The following is a 21,400-nucleotide window of genomic DNA, read 5'->3' on the forward strand; positions in this document are numbered from 1 at the left end:
GTCGCTTCATCGTCACAGTCATTTCGAAGGAACACCCATGCCCCTGACCGACCTCCAGTCCACCGCCATCATCGAAGCCGTCCGCGAGGTCGCGGCGGCCGAGATCCTGCCGCGGTTCCGCAACCTGGCCGATGGGGAGGTGGACGCGAAGGCCGCCTTCGACGACCTGGTGACGGTGGCCGACAAGGCGGCGGAGGAGGCGCTGACCGCCCGCATCCATGCCATCCTGCCCGGCGATGCCGTGGTGGGCGAGGAAGCCGTGGCCGAGGACGGCGATGTGCTGGACCGGGTGGGGCAGGGGCGCGTGACGGTCATCGACCCGATCGACGGCACCTGGAACTATGCCCACGGGATCGGGAACTACGGCGTCATCGTCGCCGTGGTCGAGGACGGCGCGACCGTCTGGGGCATGCTCTACGACCCGAGCTTCGACGACTGGATCGTGGCGCACCGGGGCGGGGGCGCCTGGTTCCATCGGGCCGGCAAGCAGCAGCGCCTGACGACGGATCAGGCGGATGCGCCTTTCGACCGGCTGCGCGGCAACGTCGGCGGCTATCTGTTCCCGCCCGAGGTGCAGCCCGCGCTGGCCGCCACGGTGCCCCTGTTCCGCCGGGCCACGTCGATGGGCGCGTCGCTGCACGAATACCGGCAGCTTGCGCTGGGCGGGACGGATTTCTGCCTGAACGGGATGATGCACGTCTGGGACCACGCCGCCGGTGTCCTGATCCTGCAGGAGGCGGGAGGCGTGTCGCGCCTGCTCGACGGGTCCGAGTATCGACCGACCATGCGGGCGGGACATCTGCTGAACGCGCGCAACGAGGAACTGTGGCAGGCGCTCGCCGCGCGGTTCAACGGGGCGCTGACGGGGGCCTAGTCCGACGGCTCCCCCGGCAGGATGCCCCAGAGCGCCGCGCGTTCGGCCCAGCCCCCGGTCCCCTCCACCTCGACCTCGCACCAGTCGCCCTCGCAATGGTCGAGCCAGGCGACGACGCCGGTTTCCAGCCGGGCGGAGACGGGGGAATCGGGGGTGGGGCGGCGGCGCAGGTCGAGCTGCTCCGGCTCCACGATGACGGTGCGGTTGCCGGACAGCAGCGAGTAGTGCATCCAGCCGCCCGCCCCCTCCCGGTCTTGGACACGGCGCCACTGACCGTATTCGTCGGTCAAGAGAAGCGGCATGTTGCGACGCTTGAACACCCAGTCGATGCGGTGGGTCGAGGAGGGGCCGCGCCGGGCATAGCCTTCGGCCGCCTTCATCGACACGTATCGTGGCAGCGGCAGGCCGGTGACCGGCCCCCGATCATCCGCCCACGCCGCAAGGCCGGTGATCGCCACCAGCGCCGCAATCAGGATCGTTCTTCGCATAGACTGCCCGTTCTGCCCATTCGATCCGGCCGAGGATGCCGGCGGGGTCTGCCGCCCCTTGCGCGTGGGGACCATGATGCCATCATGGGACGGTGCTGATAAAGGGGGGCGCGCTGCCGTGTCAACGAAACGTCTGAGTGTTGTCGTCACGCGACGCCTTCCCGCCCCGGTCGAGGAGCGGATGGCCGAACTGTTCGACGTGCATCCGGCGCCCGAGGGGGCGCCGCTGGACCGCGAGGCCCTGATCGCGGCCTTGCAGGAGGCGGACATCCTGGTGCCGACGATCACCGACGTCATCGACGCGCCGCTTCTGGGGGCGGCGGGGGACAGGCTGCGGCTGATCGCGAACTATGGCGCGGGGGTCGATCACATCGACGTGGCGACGGCGCGGCAGCGGGGCATCCTGGTGTCGAACACGCCCGGCGTCCTGACCGAGGATACCGCCGACATGGGCATGGCGCTAATGCTGGCCGTCCTGCGCCGCATGACCGAGGGCATGGCCAAGATGCAGGAGGGCGTCTGGGAAGGCTGGGCGCCGGAGGCGTTGCTGGGCACACGACTGGGCGGCAAGACGCTGGGCATCCTGGGGATGGGCCGCATCGGTCAGGCGCTGGCCCGCCGCGCGCGCGTCTTCGGCATGGACATCCACTATCACAACCGCCGCCGCCTGCACGAGGGGCTGGAGGGGCCGCTGGAGGCCACGTTCCACGAGCGGCTGGATTCGATGGTGACGACGGCGGATGTGATCTCGGTCAACTGCCCGCATACGCCGTCGACCTTCCACCTGCTGAATGCCCGGCGGCTCAAGCTGATGAAGCCCACGGCGGTCATCGTGAACACATCGCGCGGAGAGGTCATCGACGAGAACGCCCTGACGCGGATGCTGCGCGCGGGCGAGCTGGCGGGCGCCGGCCTCGACGTCTATGAGCGCGGGCGCGGCGTGAATCCCCGCCTGCGCGAATTGCCCAACGTCGTCCTGCTGCCGCACATGGGGTCGGCCACGCGCGAGGCGCGGCTGGAGATGGGCGAGAAGGTCCTGATCAACATGCAGACCTTCGCCGACGGGCACCGCCCGCCCGATCTGGTCGTGCCGTCGATGCTGTGACCCGCTGCGGAGAGGCCGTCCGCGGTGTCGTCATCGGCGGAACCGGCGTCTTCGGATCGCGCCTCGTCGCAGGGCTGCGGCGGATGCCAGGGGTCCGGGTCCTGGTGGCGTGGCGGTTCCCCGGCGGCGACGTGGTGCCGGACCGCACCGCGCGCGACATGGCGCAGCGTCTGTCCGCCGCGCGCCCCGGCATCGTCATCGTCGCCGCCGAGCCGTTCCAGGCCTATGGCGACGACCCTTATACGCTCGTCCGCGCGGCCATCGCCTGCCGGCCTTGAGGCCACATCGGCGCGCCCGATCCGGTCCTGTTTCCAGCACATTATCGCGCACGGTCGGGGGAGTTTGGAGCGGGGCCGGAGCTTACGGTGCTGCATCTGGGCCTTTGGGCTACATCGTCGGCCGTGCGGGCGGGCGCGGCGCGGTCGCTGGCACCCTTCGCGCGGCCGATGCGGCGGGTTGCGGGCTGGTTCGAGCGGTTCGGGACCGGCCGGGGCGGGATGCGCATCCGTGTGAAGGCGCAGGGGCCGGTGCAGCGCGGCTGGGCGCTGATCGCCCGGGAGGTGACGTCCGGTGCCGCCGCTGTTCGCCCAGTCTCTCGGCCCTGCGATGGACAATTTACCGGGTCCAGTTCAGGACCTGCACGACGTGCTGGCCCATTGGCAGTGGACGGGCGTCGCGTGGATCGACCGGGGGCCGTCGCTCGGCACGCGGCCGGTCTGTGCCGTCGTGGAGTTTTCGCCGGACGGGGCGAGCCGGGGACGGTGACGATGCACCATCACGGCGACACCGGAACCTGGGTCCGCGACTTCGGCCGCCGGCGCTTTCGCTCGCACCTGCGGCGGGACGGACCGGCGGGAAGTGGTGGCATTACGGAACGTTTCGGGCCGTTGACCTTCGCCATACGCGTGACCGGGTCAGGGGCGGGCGCGTCGGCGCGTCAGTCCGACAGCTTGGCGTGAACCTCGTCCAGGTCGACCTCGCCCAGCGGCATCTTGTTCGCGGGGTTCTCGAAGTCGTAGCGGAACAGCTTGAAATCGTCGTGATAGATTTCCCAGATCAGGTGCATCGTCAGGTCGTCGAAGTAATCCTCGACCGGGTGCAGGCGCTTGGGGCCGTGACCTTCGGATTCGTTGAAGCGAGGCACCTTGGCCAGATCGACCTTCACCGGCGTCTCGATATGGTCGAGCACGACCTGCATCCCCTCGTTGAACTTCTCGGTGAACAGGATGTGGTCGTATCGGCCGCCGTTGGCGACATAGGTGCCCACATGGCCCGCCATCGCCGACCAGTGGATGTCGGGGTCCATCGGGCGGCGGAACCGGATCGTGTCGCGCGCGAACAGCACGAAACGGCGGAAGGAGGCGATCTGGTCGAACTGGAAATCATCCTCGGGGGAGCCGACCTCGACCCCGTATTTCTGCGTCAGCATCGGCACCAGCTTGCCGCGATACCGCTTGCCGTTGCGCTGGATGCCGGCGATCTTGTCGAAGAAGGACGACAGGATGCGCGTATAGGGGTTGCGCACGCAGCTGAAGGCATAGGACCGATGGGCGCGGGCATTGGCCTCGATCAGGGGCTGGCTCTCCTCCTGCGCCCATTTGTGCAGGCCCTCGGTCGAATCGTGGATGTCGCCGTCGAAGAACCGTCCGTGGTCGGAATAGAACAGGATCTGCCCGATGGACGAACAGGCGCATTTCGGCACGACGCGATAGACGACGCTCTCGCTCTCGGTCATCCATGTGCCCGGAAATCCCATCTGCATTTCCTTCCAAATCTCGATCCGGCGCATCAAACCTGCATTGCCCGGTTTCTTCAACGCCATTCGGACGCTATGGCGGATCGACCGGGACCGGAAGCAGGGAGGACAGACATGGCGAAGATCGCGTTCATCCTTCTGTGCCACCGCGACCCGGAGGCGATCGTCCGTCAGGCGGAGCGGCTTTCGGCCACCGGCGACTGCGTGGCGATCCATTTCGATGCAAGCGCCCCCGCCGCGGCCTTCGCCACGCTGGAGCGGGGCGTCGCGTCGAACCCCAATGTCGTGCTGGCCCGCAGGCGGGTCAAATGCGGCTGGGGCGAGTGGTCGCTGGTCCGCGCGACCCTGAACACGGTCGAGGCGGCGGTGGACGCCTTCCCGCGCGCGACGCATTTCTACATGCTGTCGGGCGACTGCCGCCCGATCAAGTCTGCCGATCATGCCCATGCCTTTCTCGACGGGCGCGACGTGGATTATGTCGAGAGCTTCGACTTCATGACCTCGGACTGGATCAAGACCGGCATGAAGGAGGACCGGCTGATCTATCGCCATATCTTCAACGAACGCACGGCGAAGGGGCTGTTCTATACCTCGCTCGCGATCCAGCGCAGGCTGGGTCTGACGCGCGCGGTGCCGGCCGACATCGAGGTTATGATCGGCTCCCAGTGGTGGTGCCTGCGTCGCGCCACGGTCGAGAGCATCCTGGCCTTCTGCCGGGAGCGTCGGGACGTGATCCGCTTCTTCTCGACGACCTGGATCCCGGACGAGACGTTCTTCCAGACCCTCGTGCGCCATCTGGTCCCGCGGCGGGAGATCGACACCCGCACGCTCACCTTCCTGATGTTCACCGACTACGGGATGCCGGCCACGTTCTATGACGACCATCACGACCTTCTCATCAGCCAGGACTTCCTCTTCGCGCGCAAGATCTCGCCCGAGGCGATGGAGCTGAAGGACCGTCTCGACAGTCTCTGGACCTCCGGGCGCACCGGTTTTCCGATCGCGGGCGACGGGCGGCGGCTCTTCACCTTCCTGACGCAGCGCGGGCGGGAGGGGCGCAGGTTCGCGCGGCGGTTCTGGGAACGCTCGGCCACGCTGGGGCGCGACCGGGAACTGGTGGTGCTGGTGTGCAAGAAATACCACGTCGCCAAGCGGCTGGCGCAGGCGCTGCGCGACCATCAGGTCATTCCCGCCGTCGACTACCTGTTCGACGAGGAGGACACCCCCCTGCCGGACATGGGCGGCATCGAATCAACGCTGGGCAAGCGCCACCGCCACCTGCGCGCCCTGCTGCGAATGCTGTTCCGCCAGATCGGGTCCGATCGGATGGCGATCTGCATCGACCCGTCGAACTTCGACCTGCTGCAGGATTTCCACGGCGACCGGGCGACCGTGAAGACGCTGGTGATCGACTGCGACTATGACGAAGCCTATCTGGAGGGGCACGCCACGCGCATCGGCCTGATCGGCGCAGAGACGCCGCGGACCACCATCGACCGCCTGATGCCCACGGTCGCGCAGGATTTCGCTTCCGAAACGCTTCGCATCCGGGAGGCGGACCTGCCGGGCATCCACCGCATCTCGCAGGGGGCCGACCCGGAGGCCAATGCGGCGGTGATGGCGCTGGTGTTCGGCTGCGACGCGCCGACGGCGCTTGCCCTGGCGGAAACGCCCTATCTCTTCGACGACTGATCACGAGGTTTCCCATGACGCACGAGTACGACGACACCAACATCTTCGCCCGCATCCTGCGCGGCGAGATCCCCAACGATACCGTGGCCGAGACGGACCACACGCTGGCCTTCAACGACATCACGCCGCAGGCGCCGGTGCATGTGCTGGTGATCCCCAAGGGCAAATACGTCACCTACGACGACTTCCATGCCAAGGCCTCCGACGCGGAGATCGTGGATTTCCATCGCACCTGCGCCCGCATCTGCGCCGAGCGGGGGATCGTGGCCGACGGCTATCGCGCCATCAGCAACGCGGGCCGGAACGCCGTGCAGGAGGTGCCGCATTTCCATCAGCACCTGATCGGCGGGCGTTCGCTGGGCCGGATGCTCGCCCCGGCGGGCTAAGGCGATGAAGGCCGCCCTGCGGGCGCTGGTTCTGGCCTTTGCGGTCTGTTTCCTGCTGCCGGTCGCCGGGGCGACGCTCTGGTGGGTGGCGCAGGACCGGCCCGACGGCTGGCGCACGGCCGACTGGGGCCCGTCGGGCGTGCTGCCGGCCGCGAGTGCGACCCCTGAGGCCGCGATCCATGTGCTTGCCGCGCGGACGGGCGGCCTGAAAGGTGCGGCCTCGGTCCATTCCTGGCTGGTCTGGAAGGCGGCAGGGGCCGGCGACTGGACGCGGGCCGACGTCGTGGGCTGGGGCCGGCCGGTGCGGCTGGATGCCTATGCGGCGGATGGCCGGTGGTATTCCAACGATCCCTTCGTCGTGGGGTCGGTGACGGGCGCGCGGGCGGCGGACCTGATCCCCCGACTGCGCGCGGCGATCGACGCCTATCCCTGGAACGGTGAGGGAAGCTATGTCATCTGGCCCGGCCCGAACTCCAACAGCTTCCTGGCCCATGTCCTGCGCGAGGTGCCGCAGATCGGCGTCGCCCTGCCGCCCAACGCGGTGGGCAAGGACTGGCTGGGGCCGGGGCTGGGTGCGGTGCGTGACGCGGGCGGCGACATCCACCTGTCGGCCTGGGGGCTGGCCGGCTTTTCCCTCGGGCCGCGCACGGGGGTGGAGGTCAACCTGCTGGGCCAGACCTTCGGGCTCGACCTGGTCCACCCCGCGCTCAAGCTGCCGGCGGTGGGGCGGGTCGGCAGCTGACGCCACTGCACCGCGCATGGTCGGGATTCGCGTTGCGTCCGGGGGCCGCCCCCGCTACGGCTGGGGGGACGACGCCCCCCAAGGGGCCGGACAGGTGGCCGCGACACGTCGACCCGCACCGGGGGCGCGACCGGCATCGTCTCCGCCCGGCTTCCGGGGGCTTTCCTTGCGAAAGGCCCGCGACCCATGCGCTTCCTGCCCCTGTTCCTGATCGCCTCTCCCGCTTCGGCCCATGTCGGTCATCTCGACCATCTGGGCGGCCACGACCACTGGGGCCTTGCCATCGGCCTTGGCGTCGTGGCCGGCGCTGCCGTGCTGGGCTGGATCAAGCGCCCACGCCGGGACGAGGAGCCGGAGGAGGACGCAGCCGACCCCGAGGAGCAGGAGGCATGACCACCGGCCCCCGTATCGGGGTGATGATCTGCGGCCACGGCAGCCGCTCGCAATCGGCGGTCGATGAATTCGCGGTGCTGGCGGAAAAGCTGCCCGCCTATCTGCCGCCCGACTGGATGGTGGACTACGGCTATCTGGAGTTCGCCAACCCGGTGATCCGCGACGGCCTCGACCGGCTGCGTGAAGGGGGCTGCGACCGTATCCTCGCCGTGCCGGGAATGCTGTTCGCGGCGATGCATGCCAAGAACGACATTCCCACGGTGCTGAATACCTATGCCGCGAAGCACGGCATCGAGGTCAGCTATGGCCGCGAGCTGGGCGTGGACCCCAAGATGATCGCCGCCGCCGGCCACCGGATCGAGGAGGCGCTGGCCCGCGCCGATGCCGAACAGGGCCCCGTCGACCGGCACGACACCTGTCTCGTCGTCATCGGGCGCGGCGCCTCCGACCCCGACGCGAACGGCAACGTGGCCAAGGTCGCGCGGATGCTGCACGAAGGGTTGGGGACCGGATGGCTGGAGGTCGGCTATTCCGGCGTGACCTTCCCGCTGGTGGAACCCTGTCTCGAACACGCGGCGCGGCTGGGATACAAGCGCATCGTCGTGTTCCCCTATTTCCTGTTCTCGGGCATCCTGATCGACCGGATCTACGGCTTCACCGACCGGGTGGCCGCCGCCAATCCGGGGACGTCCTTCGTCAAGGCCGGATATCTGAACGACCATCCGAAGGTGCTGGAAACCTTCGCTGAGCGCGTGACGGAGCAACTGGGCGAGATCCCGCCGCCCAATTGCGCCATGTGCAAGTACCGCACGCAGGTCCTGGGGTTCGAGGCCGAGGTCGGCGCCGTGCAGGAATCGCATCACCACCATGTCGAGGGGCAGGGTGCCTCCGCCCCCGGATCGAACGTCGAGGACTGCGCGCTTTGCGACACCTTCTGCACGGGTCTCTGCCGGCTCGAGGCGCAGGACGCGGCGCATCACCATCATCACCATGACCATCCGGACGACGATCATCACCACGAACACGGCCATCACCATGATCACGTCCACGCGCCCTATCCCCACGCCGATCACCCCCACGGGCCGGAATCGGCGCGCAAGGCCAAGGCATGATCCGCGCCCGGACCCGGGGCGGCCGCTAGGTGCGGCCCTATGAGAAGGACCCGGCCGCGATCTATGCGGCCAGCTTCGCCACCGTCCGGCGCGAGGCCTCGCTGGCGCGCTTTCCGTCCGACGTGGCCGAATTGGCGGTGCGGGTGATTCACGCCTGCGGCATGACCGAGATCGCCGACCGTCTGGACCATTCCGACGACGTGGCGGAGCGGGGCATCGCCGCCCTTCGCGCGGGCGCGCCCGTCTATGCCGACTGCGAGATGGTCGCCGCGGGCATCACCCGCCGCCTGCTGCCGGGCACCGACGTCCGCTGCACGCTGAACGACGAGCGCGTCGCCGGGCTGGCCGCCGATCTGGGCACCACCCGGTCCGCCGCGGCTGTGGACCTGTGGGAGACGGAGGGCGCCGTCATCGCCATCGGCAACGCGCCCACCGCTTTGTTTCGCCTGCTGGAGCGGCTGGACGAGGGCGCGCCGCGGCCGGCCGCCATCCTGGCCTTTCCCGTGGGTTTCGTCGGGGCCGCCGAGTCCAAGGCCGAGCTTGCCGCCAATCCGCGCGGCGCGCCGTTCCTGACCCTGCGCGGGCGCAAGGGGGGCAGCGCAATGGCCAGCGCCGCCGTCAACGCGCTGGGCCTGCTGGCCGGCGGGGGGTTGCAATGACGCGGACCGGGGGGCGCGCATGACCGGGGCGGCGCCCTGGCTGCACATCGTCGGCATCGGCGAGGACGGTCTGGCCGGGTTGACCCCCGCCACCCGTTCCGTGGTCGAGGCCGCGGAGATCATCGTGGGCGGCGACCGCCATCACAACCTGTCCGACAGCATCGCCGCCCGCCGGGTCGCCTGGCCCAGCCCCTTCGATGCGCTGGTGGACCAGTTGAACGCCTTTCGCGGCCAGCGGGTCGTCGTTCTGGCCACGGGCGATCCGCTCTGGTTCAGCGTCGGCGCCCGCATCGGCCGCGCGATCCCGCCCGATCAGATCGTCTATCACCCGCAGCTTTCGGCCTTTCAGCTTGCCGCCGCGCGCATGGGCTGGTCGATGGCCGACGTCGAGACGCTGACCGTGCACGGTCGTCCGGTCGAGCAGATGATCGCCTTCATCCAGCCCGACGCCCGCCTTCTGATCCTGACGACCGGGGCCGAGACCCCCGCGCGGATCGCGCGGTTCCTGGCGGAGCGGGGCTTCGGTCAGTCGTCGATGACCGTTCTGGCGAACATGGGCGGGGCGGAGGAGAAGCGGTTCGAGGGGCGGGCGGATGGCTGGAACCATGAGGTGCCTGCCTTCAACACCCTCGCCGTCCACTGCGTCGCCGCAGCCGACGCGGCGCTGCTGCCACGCGTGCCGGGGCTGAGCGATGCGCTGTTCCGCAGCGACGGCACCATGACCAAGCGCGAGGTCCGGGCGGCGACGCTGGCCAAGCTGATGCCGATGCGCGGCGCGCTTCTATGGGACATCGGCACCGGCAGCGGGTCGGTGGCGATCGAGTGGATGCGCGCCGCCCGGTCGGCCCGCGCCATCGGGATCGAGCCGCGCGCAGACCGCCGCGCCATGGCCGCCGAGAACGCGCTGGCGCTGGGCACCCCGCGCTTCGACCTGCGCGACGGCGAGGTGCCGCAGGCGCTGGACGGCCTGCCCGCGCCCGACGCGGTGTTCATCGGCGGCGGCCTTTCGGCGGCGGTGTTCGACGCGGCCTTCGCGGCGCTCAAGCCGCTGGGGCGGCTGGTGGCCAATGCGGTGACGCTGGAGTCCGAGACGATCCTGGCCGAGCTTCATGCCCGGCACGGCGGCGACCTCGTGCGCCTGTCGGTGGACCGGGCCGAGGCGGTGGGACGCTATCGCGGCTGGCGGCCGTCGATGACGGTGACGCAATGGTCGCTGGTCAAGCGATGACCGGCACGCTCTACGGCGTCGGGCTGGGCCCCGGCGACCCCGACCTGATGACCCGCCGCGCTGCCCGCCTGATCGAGGGGGCGGAAGTCGTGGCCTATCCGGCGCTGGCCGGGGGCGACAGCCTGGCGCGCGCCATCGCCGCCGACCTGATCCCCGTGGGCGTGGAGGAGCTGCGGATCGAACTGCCCATGTCGCCCGACCGCGCGCCGGCGCAGGCGGCCTATGACGCAGGCGCCCGCCGCATCGCCGAATGTCTGGAACGGGGCTGCGACGTCGTCTGCCTGTGCGAGGGGGACCCGTTCTTCTACGGCAGCTTCATGTATCTGTTCGCGCGCCTTCGCAGCCGGTTCGCGGTCGAGGTGGTGCCGGGCGTCACCTCCCTCACCGCCTGCGCCGCGCGGGCGGCGATGCCTCTCGTGGCGCGCAACGAGGTGATGACGGTACTGCCCGGCCCCCTGTCCGACGCGGCGCTGCGCGATCATCTGGGCCGTGCCGATACGCTGGCCGTGATGAAGGTCGGCCGTCATCTGCCCCGCCTGCGAGCGTTGCTGGCCGCCGAAGGGTTGCTCGAGGCCGCGACCTATATCGAACGCGCGACGCTGGGAGCCGAGCGCGTGCTGTCGCTGGCCGACGCACCCGATGACGCGCCCTATTTCTCCATGATCCTGATCGCGAAAGGGGCCGATCCGTGGCTTTGAACCCCGTCGTCCTGTGCCTGAACGCCGCTGGCGAGGACGTCGCCCGGCGGATCGCCGTGGCGCTCGACTGTCCGCTGCATGGGCGCGCGGGGCGGACGGCGGCCTCCGTCACCTTTCCCGACGCGCTGGTCCATGTGCGCGACCTGTTCGCGGCGGGCCATTCCGTCATCGGCGTCTGCGCGGCGGGCATCCTGATCCGTGCGGTCGCGCCGCTTCTGGCCGACAAGACGGCCGAGCCGCCGGTCATCGCAGTGTCGGACGACGGGCGCGTGGTGGTGCCGTTGCTGGGCGGGCATCGCGGCGCGAACCGTCTGGCGCGCACCATCGCGGATGCGCTCGGCGGCACGGCGGCGGTGACGACGGCGGGGGACGTGGCGCTGGGCGTCGCACTGGACGAGCCGCCCGAAGGCTGGGTCCTGGCGAACCCCGGCGCGGCCAAGGGGGCGATGGCGGCCCTTCTGTCCGGCGGAGGCGCGCGACTGACCGGGGAAGCGGCGGCGGAGGCGCAGTGGCTTCACGACCTGCCGCAAGGCGCTGCGGTCACCATCGCCTGCACGCTGCGCCCGCCCCGTGCGGATGAGACCGTACCCGACCTGCTGTTCCATCCGCAGCGGGCCGCGCTGGGCGTGGGCGCGTCGCGGGACTGCCCGCCGGAGGAACTGATCGCGCTGGTGGATGGCCTGCTGGCCGATGCCGACGTGGCGCCCGCAGCCATCGCCGGTATCTTCACTGCAGACATCAAGGCGGATGAGGGCGCGGTTCTGGCCCTGTCGGCGCATCTGGGCGTTCCGGTCCGTTACTTCAACGCCGAGGAGCTGGAGGCTGCGACCCCCCGCACGCGTACGCCGTCGGACGTCGTCTTCGCCGAGATCGGATCGCATGGCGTGGCGGAGAACGCCGCACTGCTGGGGGCGGGCGACGAGGCCCACCTGACCCACCCGAAGCGCAAGTCCGCGATGGCGACCGCCGCGCTGGCCTTGTCGCCGCATCCCGTCGCGACGCTGCCCGGACGCGCGCGGGGACGGGTCAGCATCGTGTCCATCGGCCCCGGCCAATCCGCCTGGCGCACGCCCGAAGCCAGCCGCCTGATCGCGGAAGCGGAGGAACTGGTGGGGTATTCGCTCTACATCGATCTGCTGGGCCCCCTGGCGGCCGGCAAGCCGCGCGCCGATTTCCCGCTCGGGGGCGAGGAGGCGCGCTGCCGTCATGCGCTGGAGCAGGCGGGCGAGGGACGCAATGTCGCGCTGGTCTGCTCGGGCGATGCGGGGATCTATGCCATGGGTGCGCTGGTCTTCGAACTGATGGACCGCGATCCGGCCGCCACCGATGCCCTGACGCCCGCTGCGCGGCGGGTCGAGATCGTCTGCACCCCCGGCGTCAGCGCGTTGCAGGCCGCTGCAGCACGGGCCGGCGCGCCGCTGGGCCATGACTTCTGCGCCATCTCGCTGTCGGACCTGCTGACCCCGCGCGAGGATATCGTCGCCCGCCTGCACGCCGCTGCCCGGGGCGATTTCGTCATCGCCTTCTACAACCCGGTGTCGAAGCGCCGCCGCACCCTGCTGGCCTTGGCACGGGATATCCTGCTGGAGCATCGGCCTGCCGATACGCCTGTCCTGCTCGCCTCATCGCTGGGGCGTCCGGAGGAGAGCCTGCGCCACCGCCGTCTGGCCGACCTGCGGGTCGAGGAGGTGGACATGCTGACCGTCGTTCTGGTCGGGTCGTCGCAGACGCGGCTGACGCGCACGGGGGACGGGCCGCGGATGTATACACCACGCGGCTATGCGCGGAAGATGGCGGGCGGCGATCTGGCGCGGGGGGCGGCGACATGACCGTGCATTTCATCGGCGCGGGGCCCGGGGACCCGGAGCTTCTGACGCTGAAGGCGCAGCGGCTGATCCGCGCCTGCCCCGTCTGCCTGTTCGCCGGGTCGCTGGTGCCCGCCGCCGTCGTGGCCGAGGCGCCGCCCGGTGCGCGCGTCGTGGACACCGCGCCGATGACACTCGAGGAGACGCACGCCGAGATCCTGGCGGCCCATGCCGCGGGGCAGGACGTGGCCCGTGTCCATTCCGGCGACCCGAGCCTTTACGGCGCCATCGCCGAACAGATCCGCCTGCTTCGGCGGGACGGGATCGCCTATGACATCACCCCCGGGGTGCCCGCCTATGCGGCGGCGGCGGCGGCCCTGGGGCAGGAGCTGACCATCCCCGAGATCGCCCAGTCCATCGTCCTGACGCGGGTCAGCATGAAATCGACCTCCATGCCTGCGCGCGAGACGCTGGAGAACTTCGCCCGCACCGGCGCCACGCTGGCCATCCACCTGGGCATCCGCGCCCTGCGCGAGATCGAGCGGGTGCTGACGCCGCATTACGGCGCCGATTGCCCCGTGGTCGTGGCCTACCGGGTCGGCTGGCCGGACGAGACGCTGTTGCGGGGCTCCCTGTCGGATATTCACGCGCGGGTGCGCGCCGAAAAGATCACGCGCACGGCGCTGATCCTCGTGGGGCCCGCGCTGGGCGACGTGGCCGATTTTCGCGACTCGGCGCTCTATGATCCGGCTGTGCCGCATGTGCTGCGCCCCCGCGTGCGCGACGCGGGGTAAGCGCGCGGACGCTTTTGTTGACTCTTCAAGCGGAGCGGGCACTCTGGACCGTGAACATGACCGTTCCGTGGAGGATGCCCGATGGCCACGCCCGACTTCCCCGCCGATCCCTTCCCCCTGCCGGAGGACGTTCGGGAGGGTCTGCAAAAGGCCCGGGACCGCGATCGTCGCAAGACCGGCGGCCGGCTGCGGGTCCAGGTGGGCGACGCCTGGTATCCTATCAGCGCCTATGACGAACACGGGTTCGAGGTGGCGCTGTCGGTCGCGCCCAAGCTGCGCGGCCTGGTCGAGATCCACGACGGCGCGCGTCTGCTGCGGTCGGTCCTGATCGTCGCGGGCGAGCCTTTGGGCGAGGTCATGCGCTACGACATCAAGCGCGGTACCGATGCGCGGACGGACGCTCCGGTCGATTACGAACAGCCGGAGGGGCGACCCTCGGCGATCCTGCCGCCGGGCTGACGGACTTGACCGCGCGAAGGCGCGGTTTCAAGACGGTGCGGTCAACCGCAGGAGGGACCCCATGCGCATCGTCCACGTCAACGGCGAGTATTTCCCCGAGGATCAGGCCCGGGTGTCGGTCTTCGACCGCGGGTTCCTGTTCGCCGATGCCGTCTATGAGGTGACGAGCGTTCTGGACGGCAAGCTGATCGACTTTCCCGGTCACGCCGCGCGTCTGGCCCGGTCGCTGGCGGAGCTGGACATGGACATGCCGGTGACGGAGGAGGAGATCTTGTCCATCCACCGCGAGATGGTGACCCGGAACGACATCACCGACGGGCTGGTCTATCTGCAGGTGACGCGCGGCGCGGTGGACCGCGACTTCCTGTTCCCCGAGGATGCGCAGCCGACCATCGTGCTGTTCACGCAGGCGAAGCCCGGTCTGGCCGACAGTCCCGCGGCGCGGACGGGGTTGAAGGTCGTCACCCTGCCGGACCGGCGGTGGGGACGGCGCGACATCAAGACGGTTCAGCTTCTCTATCCCAGCATGGCGAAGACGGAGGCGAAGCGGCAGGGCGCCGACGACGCCTGGCTGGTCGAGGATGGGCATGTCACCGAAGGTACGTCCAACAACGCCTATATCGTACGGAACGGCACCATCGTCACGCGGCAGCTGGGCGAGGAGATCCTGCACGGGATCACGCGCCGGGCGGTGCTGGCCTTCGCGCGGGAAGCGCAGATGAAGGTCGAGGAGCGCCCCTTCACTGTCGAGGAGGCCCGGTCTGCGGAGGAGGCGTTCGTGACCTCGGCCTCGGCCTTCGTCATGCCGGTGGTCGAGATCGACGGGCGGCCCGTGGGTGACGGCCAGCCGGGCCCCGTGGCCAGGCGGCTGCGCGAGATTTATCTGGAGGAAAGCCGCAAGGCGGCGATCTGACCGGTCAGTCCCAGCCCAGGATGATCTTGACGCGCTGGCGCGTGTTCATTCGGTTGAAGCCGCCGAAATCCATCGCGTTCCCCTGCAGTTCGAGGTGCAGGGCCGCGATCTGGCGAGTGGTCAGCGTGCGAGCGTCCACATCGGCGAACCCCAGGATATCGAGCCGCTGCTGGACGGAGGCGACGAGCTGGGCGTTCGGTTCGGCCATGACGGGGGCCGCGGCCGACAGGGCCAGTGCGAAGATCAGGGCGAGACGCATGACGGAACCTCTCGCTCAGGGCCGCGACAGCCGGTCGAGCCCGCGCTGCAGCAGCCCGCCCCCGCTGAGGATCGAGCGCACGCGCATGAGCCTCTCGCCGTTTGGCCGCCCCGAATGGATCGCGTTGTCCAGAAGCGCGACCTTCCGGTTGGACATGCCGGCGATGTCGACGTTGCCGAACCCCATCAGCCGCAACTCATGCGCGACCCGAAGCCGCTTGCCGGAAAGATCACCCGACAGGCCCGGAGGGTTCATCACCGAATCCGGCGGCGAGATGAAGACACCCTGCGCCGCCGCGGGCAGGCCGAGGGTGAGCGCGAAGGCGAGGGCGAGGCGGATCATCTGCGGTTTCTCCTTTGGTCGGAAGATAGGACCGGCGGCCGCCGGATCAAAGCGCCCGCTTACTCCTTGCCCACGTTCTCGGCGAAGCTGCGGGTGAAGGCGGCCTGCTGTTCGGGCGTGGCCTCGGTCTGGTGGCACGTCTTCCATTGATCGTAGGGCATGCCATAGAAGGCCTCGCGCGCGTCGTCCTTGGACATGTCGATGCCTTGCTCCGCGGCCGCCTCGCCGTACCAGCGCGACAGGCAGTTGCGGCAGAAGCCGGCAAGGTTCATCAGGTCGATGTTCTGCGCGTCGGGGCGGTCTTCCAGCAGGTGCTTGCGCAGGCGGCGGAAGGCGGCGGCCTCGATTTCGGTTCGGGTCTGGTCGTCGATCTCGGTCACGGCATATCCTCCGGTGTCGCTGCGCTTGCCCTTGCAGATGAGGCTGGCAGTCCCGGGCGTCAAGAATGACCCCCGTGGCGCCGCCCGGTGTTGCGAAAAGACGGCCACCGGGGCAGAGATGTGAACGCTAACATCAAAGACGAAGGAACACAGCCGATGAGACGCCACCGCAACGTCAAGATCGTCGCCACGCTCGGCCCGGCGTCGAGCGACTATGACACGATCCGCGCGCTGTTCGAGGCGGGCGCCGACGTGTTCCGCCTCAACATGTCGCACGGCGATCACGACGACATTCGGTCGCGCCACAACATCATTCGTGACATCGAGCGCGACACCGGTCGGCCGATCTGCATCCTGGCCGACCTCCAGGGGCCCAAACTTCGCTGCGGTGTCTTCGCCGAGGATTCGGTCGAGATCGCGGAAGGGCAGAAGTTCCGCTTCGACCTCGACGATGCGCCGGGCGATGCGACGCGGGTTCAGCTGCCGCACAAGGAAATCTTCGCCGCGTTGAAGCCGGGCGGCACCCTGCTGGTCAATGATGGAAAGCTGCGGCTGACCGTCGATGAATGCGGGGCGGATTTCGCCGACTGCACCGTGGTGACGGGCGGCACCATCTCGAACCGCAAGGGCGTGAACGTGCCCGACGTGGTGCTGCCGCTGGCGGCCTTGTCCGACAAGGATCGCAAGGATCTGGAGTTCGTCTGCGAGCTGGGCGTCGACTGGCTGGCGCTGTCCTTCGTTCAGCGCGCCGATGACGTGAACGAGGCGCGAGGCCTGGTCCGCGGTCGCGCCGCCGTATTGTCCAAGATCGAGAAGCCCGCCGCGGTGGAGGCGTTCGACAGCATCCTGGAGGCGTCCGACGGCATCATGGTCGCGCGTGGCGATTTGGGCGTGGAATGCCCCGTCGAGGCCGTTCCGCCGATCCAGAAGCGCCTGATCCGCAGGTGCCGGGCGGCCGCGAAGCCGGTCATCGTGGCAACGCAGATGCTGGAGAGCATGATCGACAGCCCCATGCCCACGCGCGCCGAGGTGTCGGACGTGGCCACCGCCATCTACGAAGGCACGGACGCCATCATGCTGTCGGCGGAATCGGCCGCGGGCAGCTATCCGGTGCAGGCGGTGCGGACGATGGACAACGTCGCCATCGAGGTCGAATCGGACGCGACCTACCGCGAGATCATCGAGGCGAGCCGCACCGCCATCCTGTCCTCCACCGCCGATGCCATCGTCGCCGCCGCCCGCGAGATCGCGGATACGACCGACATCAAGGCGATCTGCTGCTTCTCGCACTCCGGGTCCACCGCGCTCAAGATCAGCCGCGAGCGGCCCCGCGTGCCGATCATCGCGCTGACGCCCATCCGCGAGACGGCCCGGCGCATGGTCCTGTCTTGGGGCTGCCACAGCGTGCAGAGCGAGCCGGTCGAACGGTTCAAATATGCCGTCGTCTCGGCCGTGCGGGCGGCCAAGGCGTCCGAATTCGTGACGCCGGAGGATCAGGTGGTCGTCATGGCGGGCATCCCCTTCAACGTTCCCGGATCGACGAACATCCTGCGCATCGCCCCCTGCGACGAACGGCGCATCTTCGGCGCCGAGGCCGACTGAACGGGCCGCCGGGCGTCGCACCCGGCGGCCCGTTCAGTCGATCCTTTCCTCGTCGCAGATGATCTGGATGCGGCGATCCACGTCCTTCGTGTGGGCATCCGTCTGGGCGGTGGGCCGGGCGGTCGTGCGACGGTAGCCGGAGAGAGCCCGCACGGGAGCGGCGCCCTCCGCTCCGCCAGCGTCTTGCATGACGTCGGGGGCAGTCCATTCCGCGCCGGCCAGATGATGAAAGAACAGTCGCATGACATGGGCGACCCCGGCCGGAAGAACCCCCCGCTCGTCTGGGTCGAAGCAGGCGACCCGGGTGTGCGGCGCGGTGATGATCTCGTGGAATCGAAAATAGGCGCAGTCGGGCAGTTCGGATACCGCGCGTTCGGCCGCGATCCGAAGGACGGCCTTGAACCAGGCGGTCAAGACGGCGACGTGCCGATCTTCGAACGTGGAACTGCGCGGGACGGGCGAGACCGTCAGAAGGATCCGCACCTGCGGGTTCCGCTCCCGGATCAAGCGGAGGGCGGCGAGCAGGTCCGCGGTCGTCTCGACCTCGTCGAAGTTGCGAAAGACGGCCCAGCCGGGCGCGTCGACCCCGCCCGATACGCCCGGTGCACGCGGCCAGACCGCCCCGTCGACCGGATCGGTCCAGCATTCGGTCGGGCCCAGCGTGAAGACGAAGACGTCCATCGTCTCGATCGCCTGCCGCACCGCCGCGAGGTGCTGTGTTATGTCGAGCGCGACTTCCGCCGGGGACGCGAAGCCGCCGGGCTGGATGTTCGGGCGGAGGGGGTCGACGAAGGTGCCTTGTCGGGGCTGGGCCAAGCCTCCGCCAGGGGCGTGAACAGCCCGTAGGCCCGCTGCATCAGTTGCAGCAGTTGCCGCGCGGTATAGACGTTGCCGTAGCGCGCCGAGAACGGGCCGTAGTTGTGGGCGGCGGCCACATCCGGGTGGATCAGGGGATGGGCGCGTTCCGTGGTGTGGTAACTGAAGCCAGCGGCCGACAGGATGCGGGCCAGATGCCGGGCGAAGCAGCTTCCGGCAGTCACGATGCGGTCCTTGCGCATGATGCGGAACGGCATGGGTTACACGGGGTCGAAGGTCGCGGGGTCGCGCAGACCCGGATCGCGTTTCCAGAACTGCCGGTCGGGCAGGTCGACATAAGGATGGGCCGTCATTGCATGTGCCATTCCAGATCGGCGAGTTGGTCGGTCACCAGCCGGCCGTAACGGGCGTTCGCATGGGTCGGATCGTCGTTCCGGCAGTCGCGGGCCAGGAACCCCGCGTCGTTGCAGCCCTGGCCGGGGGGCGGAAGGAACGTAGCGCCCGACTTGCCAGCCAACCGCCGGGCGATTGCACATTGCAGCCGGTAGAGCCGGAGACGGAGCGGATCGGGCGCCACCCCGCGATGCACGATGTCCCCGAACAGTTTGGGATCGGCCTCCATGTGGGCGGCATCGGGGTCGGGCGGCGGCGGGCAGATATGGACGATCTGGCGGTCCGCGACGATCCGGTGAACCGGCCTTGTTCTCTCGACGACGGGCCGCATGCGGTGTTCGAGCTGCGACCGCATGACGCAATCGGGAATGCGGACCCGGTCCAAGCCATCGTCCGGCAGGTCGCCCAGGGTGAACGGGGCGGAGTGTTCGAACAGCCCGAGCACGTTGTGGTCATTGCCCGCGAGCGAAAGGCAGATCACGTCCGCCGCAAGCGTCCGCAGCCGGTCAGCCCGCAACCGGCCCGTGCCTGGGACGTTGAAGCGCGACCTTTTCCAGCCGTTCGACCGACGGGTTCGCGATGCCTTGGACCGCGCGGTGGATCGCAATGACATGGCTCATCCCCAGAATGACGTGCCGGTCCCTGAGTTTCGTGATCGTTGTGAAGGAAGGGCCGCCGGCAGTCTGTGAGGATACGCCGCGCCCCGTGTAAGGCCGATCGCACGACGGAAACCCGGACCCGGGCGGCGGCGGCCCGCACGCACCTTGCCAAGGGCGGCGGAGGCGGCTAGGGGGTCCCTCTGAATACCCGTCCGCCCGGCGATTGGGATGCCGAGGCGGACGACGAAGAAGGAGACCGAAATGCCCAAGATGAAGACGAAGTCGAGCGCCAAGAAGCGCTTCAAGATGACGGCGACGGGCAAGGTTCTTGCGGGTCAGGCCGGCAAGCGCCACGGCATGATCAAGCGCAGCACCAAGTTCATCCGCGATGCCCGCGGCACCACTACCCTGTCGGCCCCTGACGCGAAGATCGTCAAGGGCTATATGCCGTACGATCGCTGAGGAGGACCTGACATGAGCCGCGTAACTTCGGGCAAGGTCACCCACGCCCGCCACAAGAAAGTCATCCAGGCCGCCAAGGGCTATTACGGCCGCCGGTCGACCACCTTCCGCACCGCGACGCAGGCCGTCGACAAGGCGAACCAGTATGCGACCCGCGACCGCAAGAACCGCAAGCGCAACTTCCGCGCGCTGTGGATCCAGCGGATCAACGCGGCCGTCCGGTCGATCGATTCGGAGATGACCTATTCGCGCTTCATCAACGCGCTGGGCAAGGCCGGGATCGAGGTGGACCGCAAGGTTCTCGCCGATCTGGCCGTGCATGAGCCGGAGGCCTTCGCCGCCGTCGTCGAGCAGGCGCGCGCCGCCGCCTGACCGGGGGGCGATCCGGAAACGAACGGGGGCGCCTTGCGGGGCGCCCCTTTTTCTTGTCCGACGAAGGCCGGCGTCACATTTCGTCGTGGATCTGCCCATAGGCCAGCATGGCGAAGAGGCCCGTGCCGCCGAGAACGTTTCCGATCAGGACAGGCAGGATATGATAGCCGAAGGCCCCCACGATCCCCAGTTCGCCGTTGAAGACCAGGGTGAAGATCTCGTTCGATCCGGCGACGACGTGGGTGAAGCCACCTGCCGCGATGAGCCAGGTGAACATGATGATGATCAGGACTTCGGATCCCTTCGACGACGGCAGCATCCAGACGAGCGCCGCGATGAAGAACCCCGAGGGGATGCCGAGCAGCAGGGACTTGAAGGGCGAGAAATGGGCGACGTGGCGCGAGATCTCCAGGACGGCGATCAGGACCTCGTCGGCCAGGATGCCGCCGTGCACCGCCAGCGCGGCGGTCACGAAGGTGCCGATCATGTTGGCGGCGAACACGATGGCCCAGAGGCGCGCGATATGCAGGAACCGCTTCCGCGTCGGCTCGGCCAGCAGCGGCAGGACGACCGTGATCGTGTTTTCGGTGAACAGCTGAAGCCGGCACATGATGACGAGGACGAACCCGAAGGTGTATCCCAGGCTCTCGATCAGGTTGATATAGATGTGGTCCGACCCGAGGTTGGCGCGGATGACGCCCTCGACAAGCACGGAGGTGGAGATGCCGATGCCCGCCGCCACGCCCGACCACCAGAGGGACGTCTTGGGGCGGCTCAACTCCTCCTCGCCCTCGCGCAGGATGATCGAATAGACGGTCAGCGCCGACAGCTTGCCGTGCTCGGAGACGGCGTTGCGTTCCTCGCGGGTCAGGGACTTCTCGGTCCGCGTCGGCGTCTTCTCCCGCGTCTCCCGCTCCCGCACCTTGGCGCGGGTCTCGGCTTCCTCGCGCTTCGCCGCTCGGGCCGCTTCCTGCTCCGCCTTCGCCGTTTCGGCGTCGGACGGATCGTCCGCATCGTTTCGCCCGTCGTTCATCCGGTACTCCCTCGGCCCGGTGTCCGCCGCGCCCCTGT

The 21,400-nt window shown here is 69.1% G+C and carries 28 protein-coding genes; 19 read left to right on the forward strand and 9 right to left on the reverse strand.

Going from position 1 to position 21,400, the window contains the following annotated elements; translation table 11 throughout:
* Positions 1–37 precede the first annotated feature (37 nt).
* Complete coding sequence (locus JAN5088_RS01505) at positions 38–874, forward strand: inositol monophosphatase family protein (RefSeq protein ID WP_055681019.1); 837 nt, start codon at positions 38–40, stop codon at positions 872–874.
* Here JAN5088_RS01505 and JAN5088_RS01510 read toward each other — a convergent pair.
* Positions 871–1,362, reverse strand: a complete 492-nt coding sequence (locus JAN5088_RS01510) for an SH3 domain-containing protein (protein WP_055681020.1) — start codon at positions 1,360–1,362, stop codon at positions 871–873. The two genes, JAN5088_RS01505 and JAN5088_RS01510, sit on opposite strands and share 4 nt — an antisense overlap.
* Positions 1,363–1,480: 118 nt before the next feature.
* Between JAN5088_RS01510 and JAN5088_RS01515 the strand changes: the two genes are divergently transcribed.
* The 3 genes from JAN5088_RS01515 (at position 1,481) to JAN5088_RS19015 (ending at position 3,232) form a co-directional block, all read left to right on the forward strand.
* Positions 1,481–2,467 (forward strand): 2-hydroxyacid dehydrogenase, encoded by a 987-nt coding sequence (locus JAN5088_RS01515; RefSeq protein ID WP_055681021.1) that lies wholly within the window; start codon positions 1,481–1,483, stop codon positions 2,465–2,467.
* Positions 2,464–2,745, forward strand: coding sequence for a hypothetical protein (locus JAN5088_RS01520; RefSeq protein WP_055681022.1), 282 nt, complete (start codon positions 2,464–2,466; stop codon positions 2,743–2,745). The genes JAN5088_RS01515 and JAN5088_RS01520 overlap by 4 nt, the downstream gene beginning before the upstream one ends.
* Positions 2,746–3,037: 292 nt before the next feature.
* Complete coding sequence (locus JAN5088_RS19015; protein ID WP_177220030.1) at positions 3,038–3,232, forward strand: hypothetical protein; 195 nt, start codon at positions 3,038–3,040, stop codon at positions 3,230–3,232.
* Positions 3,233–3,404: 172 nt separating this feature from the next.
* Here the strand turns inward: JAN5088_RS19015 and JAN5088_RS01525 are convergent, their stop codons facing one another.
* Positions 3,405–4,223 carry a sulfotransferase family protein gene (locus JAN5088_RS01525; protein WP_055681148.1) on the reverse strand — a complete coding sequence of 273 codons (819 nt, stop codon included), beginning with the start codon at positions 4,221–4,223 and terminating at the stop codon, positions 3,405–3,407.
* 114 nt (positions 4,224–4,337) lie between these two features.
* Between JAN5088_RS01525 and JAN5088_RS01530 the strand changes: the two genes are divergently transcribed.
* From JAN5088_RS01530 to JAN5088_RS01585, 12 genes are all read left to right on the forward strand, one after another.
* Positions 4,338–5,915 carry a DUF5928 domain-containing protein gene (locus tag JAN5088_RS01530; protein ID WP_055681023.1) on the forward strand — a complete coding sequence of 526 codons (1,578 nt, stop codon included), beginning with the start codon at positions 4,338–4,340 and terminating at the stop codon, positions 5,913–5,915.
* Positions 5,916–5,929: 14 nt separating this feature from the next.
* The gene (locus JAN5088_RS01535) at positions 5,930–6,301 is read left to right on the forward strand and encodes an HIT domain-containing protein (RefSeq protein ID WP_055681024.1); all 372 of its coding nucleotides are present in this window, start codon (positions 5,930–5,932) and stop codon (positions 6,299–6,301) included.
* Between the two features lie 4 nt (positions 6,302–6,305).
* The gene (locus tag JAN5088_RS01540; protein ID WP_055681025.1) at positions 6,306–7,043 is read left to right on the forward strand and encodes a DUF3750 domain-containing protein; all 738 of its coding nucleotides are present in this window, start codon (positions 6,306–6,308) and stop codon (positions 7,041–7,043) included.
* A 186-nt stretch (positions 7,044–7,229) separates the two neighbouring features.
* Positions 7,230–7,436, forward strand: a complete 207-nt coding sequence (locus JAN5088_RS01545; protein ID WP_055681026.1) for a DUF6732 family protein — start codon at positions 7,230–7,232, stop codon at positions 7,434–7,436.
* A complete protein-coding gene (locus JAN5088_RS01550; protein ID WP_055681027.1) occupies positions 7,433–8,548 on the forward strand; it encodes a sirohydrochlorin chelatase in 1,116 nt (371 codons plus the stop codon). The genes JAN5088_RS01545 and JAN5088_RS01550 overlap by 4 nt, the downstream gene beginning before the upstream one ends.
* A gap of 29 nt (positions 8,549–8,577) precedes the next feature.
* A complete protein-coding gene (locus tag JAN5088_RS01555; RefSeq protein ID WP_055681028.1) occupies positions 8,578–9,207 on the forward strand; it encodes a precorrin-8X methylmutase in 630 nt (209 codons plus the stop codon).
* Positions 9,208–9,226: 19 nt separating this feature from the next.
* Positions 9,227–10,435 carry a bifunctional cobalt-precorrin-7 (C(5))-methyltransferase/cobalt-precorrin-6B (C(15))-methyltransferase gene (locus JAN5088_RS01560; protein WP_055681029.1) on the forward strand — a complete coding sequence of 403 codons (1,209 nt, stop codon included), beginning with the start codon at positions 9,227–9,229 and terminating at the stop codon, positions 10,433–10,435.
* On the forward strand, positions 10,432–11,133 hold the full coding sequence (cobI, locus tag JAN5088_RS01565) for a precorrin-2 C(20)-methyltransferase (RefSeq protein ID WP_055681030.1): 702 nt from the start codon (positions 10,432–10,434) through the stop codon (positions 11,131–11,133). The genes JAN5088_RS01560 and cobI overlap by 4 nt, the downstream gene beginning before the upstream one ends.
* Positions 11,124–12,962 carry a precorrin-3B C(17)-methyltransferase gene (gene cobJ, locus JAN5088_RS01570; protein WP_055681031.1) on the forward strand — a complete coding sequence of 613 codons (1,839 nt, stop codon included), beginning with the start codon at positions 11,124–11,126 and terminating at the stop codon, positions 12,960–12,962. The genes cobI and cobJ overlap by 10 nt, the downstream gene beginning before the upstream one ends.
* Positions 12,959–13,732 (forward strand): precorrin-4 C(11)-methyltransferase, encoded by a 774-nt coding sequence (gene cobM, locus JAN5088_RS01575; RefSeq protein ID WP_055681032.1) that lies wholly within the window; start codon positions 12,959–12,961, stop codon positions 13,730–13,732. The genes cobJ and cobM overlap by 4 nt, the downstream gene beginning before the upstream one ends.
* Before the next feature lie 81 nt (positions 13,733–13,813).
* Positions 13,814–14,191 (forward strand): hypothetical protein, encoded by a 378-nt coding sequence (locus JAN5088_RS01580; RefSeq protein ID WP_055681033.1) that lies wholly within the window; start codon positions 13,814–13,816, stop codon positions 14,189–14,191.
* 61 nt (positions 14,192–14,252) lie between these two features.
* Positions 14,253–15,104 (forward strand): D-amino-acid transaminase, encoded by an 852-nt coding sequence (locus JAN5088_RS01585; RefSeq protein ID WP_055681034.1) that lies wholly within the window; start codon positions 14,253–14,255, stop codon positions 15,102–15,104.
* Between the two features lie 4 nt (positions 15,105–15,108).
* Here the strand turns inward: JAN5088_RS01585 and JAN5088_RS01590 are convergent, their stop codons facing one another.
* From JAN5088_RS01590 to JAN5088_RS01600, 3 genes are read right to left on the reverse strand one after another with little or no spacing between them, the layout of a single operon-like run.
* Complete coding sequence (locus JAN5088_RS01590) at positions 15,109–15,363, reverse strand: hypothetical protein (protein WP_055681035.1); 255 nt, start codon at positions 15,361–15,363, stop codon at positions 15,109–15,111.
* Between the two features lie 15 nt (positions 15,364–15,378).
* Complete coding sequence (locus tag JAN5088_RS01595) at positions 15,379–15,705, reverse strand: hypothetical protein (protein ID WP_055681036.1); 327 nt, start codon at positions 15,703–15,705, stop codon at positions 15,379–15,381.
* A 59-nt stretch (positions 15,706–15,764) separates the two neighbouring features.
* The gene (locus JAN5088_RS01600) at positions 15,765–16,076 is read right to left on the reverse strand and encodes a DUF1244 domain-containing protein (RefSeq protein WP_055681149.1); all 312 of its coding nucleotides are present in this window, start codon (positions 16,074–16,076) and stop codon (positions 15,765–15,767) included.
* A gap of 165 nt (positions 16,077–16,241) precedes the next feature.
* On the opposite strand from JAN5088_RS01600, the gene pyk reads away from it, so the two are divergent.
* A complete protein-coding gene (gene pyk, locus JAN5088_RS01605; protein ID WP_055681037.1) occupies positions 16,242–17,687 on the forward strand; it encodes a pyruvate kinase in 1,446 nt (481 codons plus the stop codon).
* A gap of 33 nt (positions 17,688–17,720) precedes the next feature.
* Here the strand turns inward: pyk and JAN5088_RS01610 are convergent, their stop codons facing one another.
* The 3 genes from JAN5088_RS01610 to JAN5088_RS01620 form a co-directional block, all read right to left on the reverse strand.
* Positions 17,721–18,503, reverse strand: a complete 783-nt coding sequence (locus JAN5088_RS01610) for a GSCFA domain-containing protein (protein ID WP_074962367.1) — start codon at positions 18,501–18,503, stop codon at positions 17,721–17,723.
* Positions 18,407–18,760 (reverse strand): GSCFA domain-containing protein, encoded by a 354-nt coding sequence (locus JAN5088_RS19390; RefSeq protein WP_055681039.1) that lies wholly within the window; start codon positions 18,758–18,760, stop codon positions 18,407–18,409. Before JAN5088_RS19390 ends, JAN5088_RS01610 begins: the two co-directional genes overlap by 97 nt.
* A 92-nt stretch (positions 18,761–18,852) precedes the next feature.
* The gene (locus tag JAN5088_RS01620; protein WP_143114534.1) at positions 18,853–19,509 is read right to left on the reverse strand and encodes a hypothetical protein; all 657 of its coding nucleotides are present in this window, start codon (positions 19,507–19,509) and stop codon (positions 18,853–18,855) included.
* A gap of 247 nt (positions 19,510–19,756) precedes the next feature.
* On the opposite strand from JAN5088_RS01620, the gene rpmI reads away from it, so the two are divergent.
* On the forward strand, positions 19,757–19,957 hold the full coding sequence (rpmI, locus tag JAN5088_RS01625; protein WP_055681041.1) for a 50S ribosomal protein L35: 201 nt from the start codon (positions 19,757–19,759) through the stop codon (positions 19,955–19,957).
* 12 nt (positions 19,958–19,969) lie between these two features.
* Positions 19,970–20,329, forward strand: a complete 360-nt coding sequence (rplT, locus tag JAN5088_RS01630) for a 50S ribosomal protein L20 (protein ID WP_055681042.1) — start codon at positions 19,970–19,972, stop codon at positions 20,327–20,329.
* A gap of 73 nt (positions 20,330–20,402) precedes the next feature.
* On the opposite strand, the gene JAN5088_RS01635 is transcribed toward rplT, so the two are convergent.
* The gene (locus JAN5088_RS01635; RefSeq protein ID WP_082429751.1) at positions 20,403–21,362 is read right to left on the reverse strand and encodes a formate/nitrite transporter family protein; all 960 of its coding nucleotides are present in this window, start codon (positions 21,360–21,362) and stop codon (positions 20,403–20,405) included.
* Positions 21,363–21,400: the final 38 nt, after the last annotated feature.

The organism is Jannaschia rubra (assembly GCF_001403735.1).
Lineage (GTDB): Bacteria > Pseudomonadota > Alphaproteobacteria > Rhodobacterales > Rhodobacteraceae > Jannaschia > Jannaschia rubra.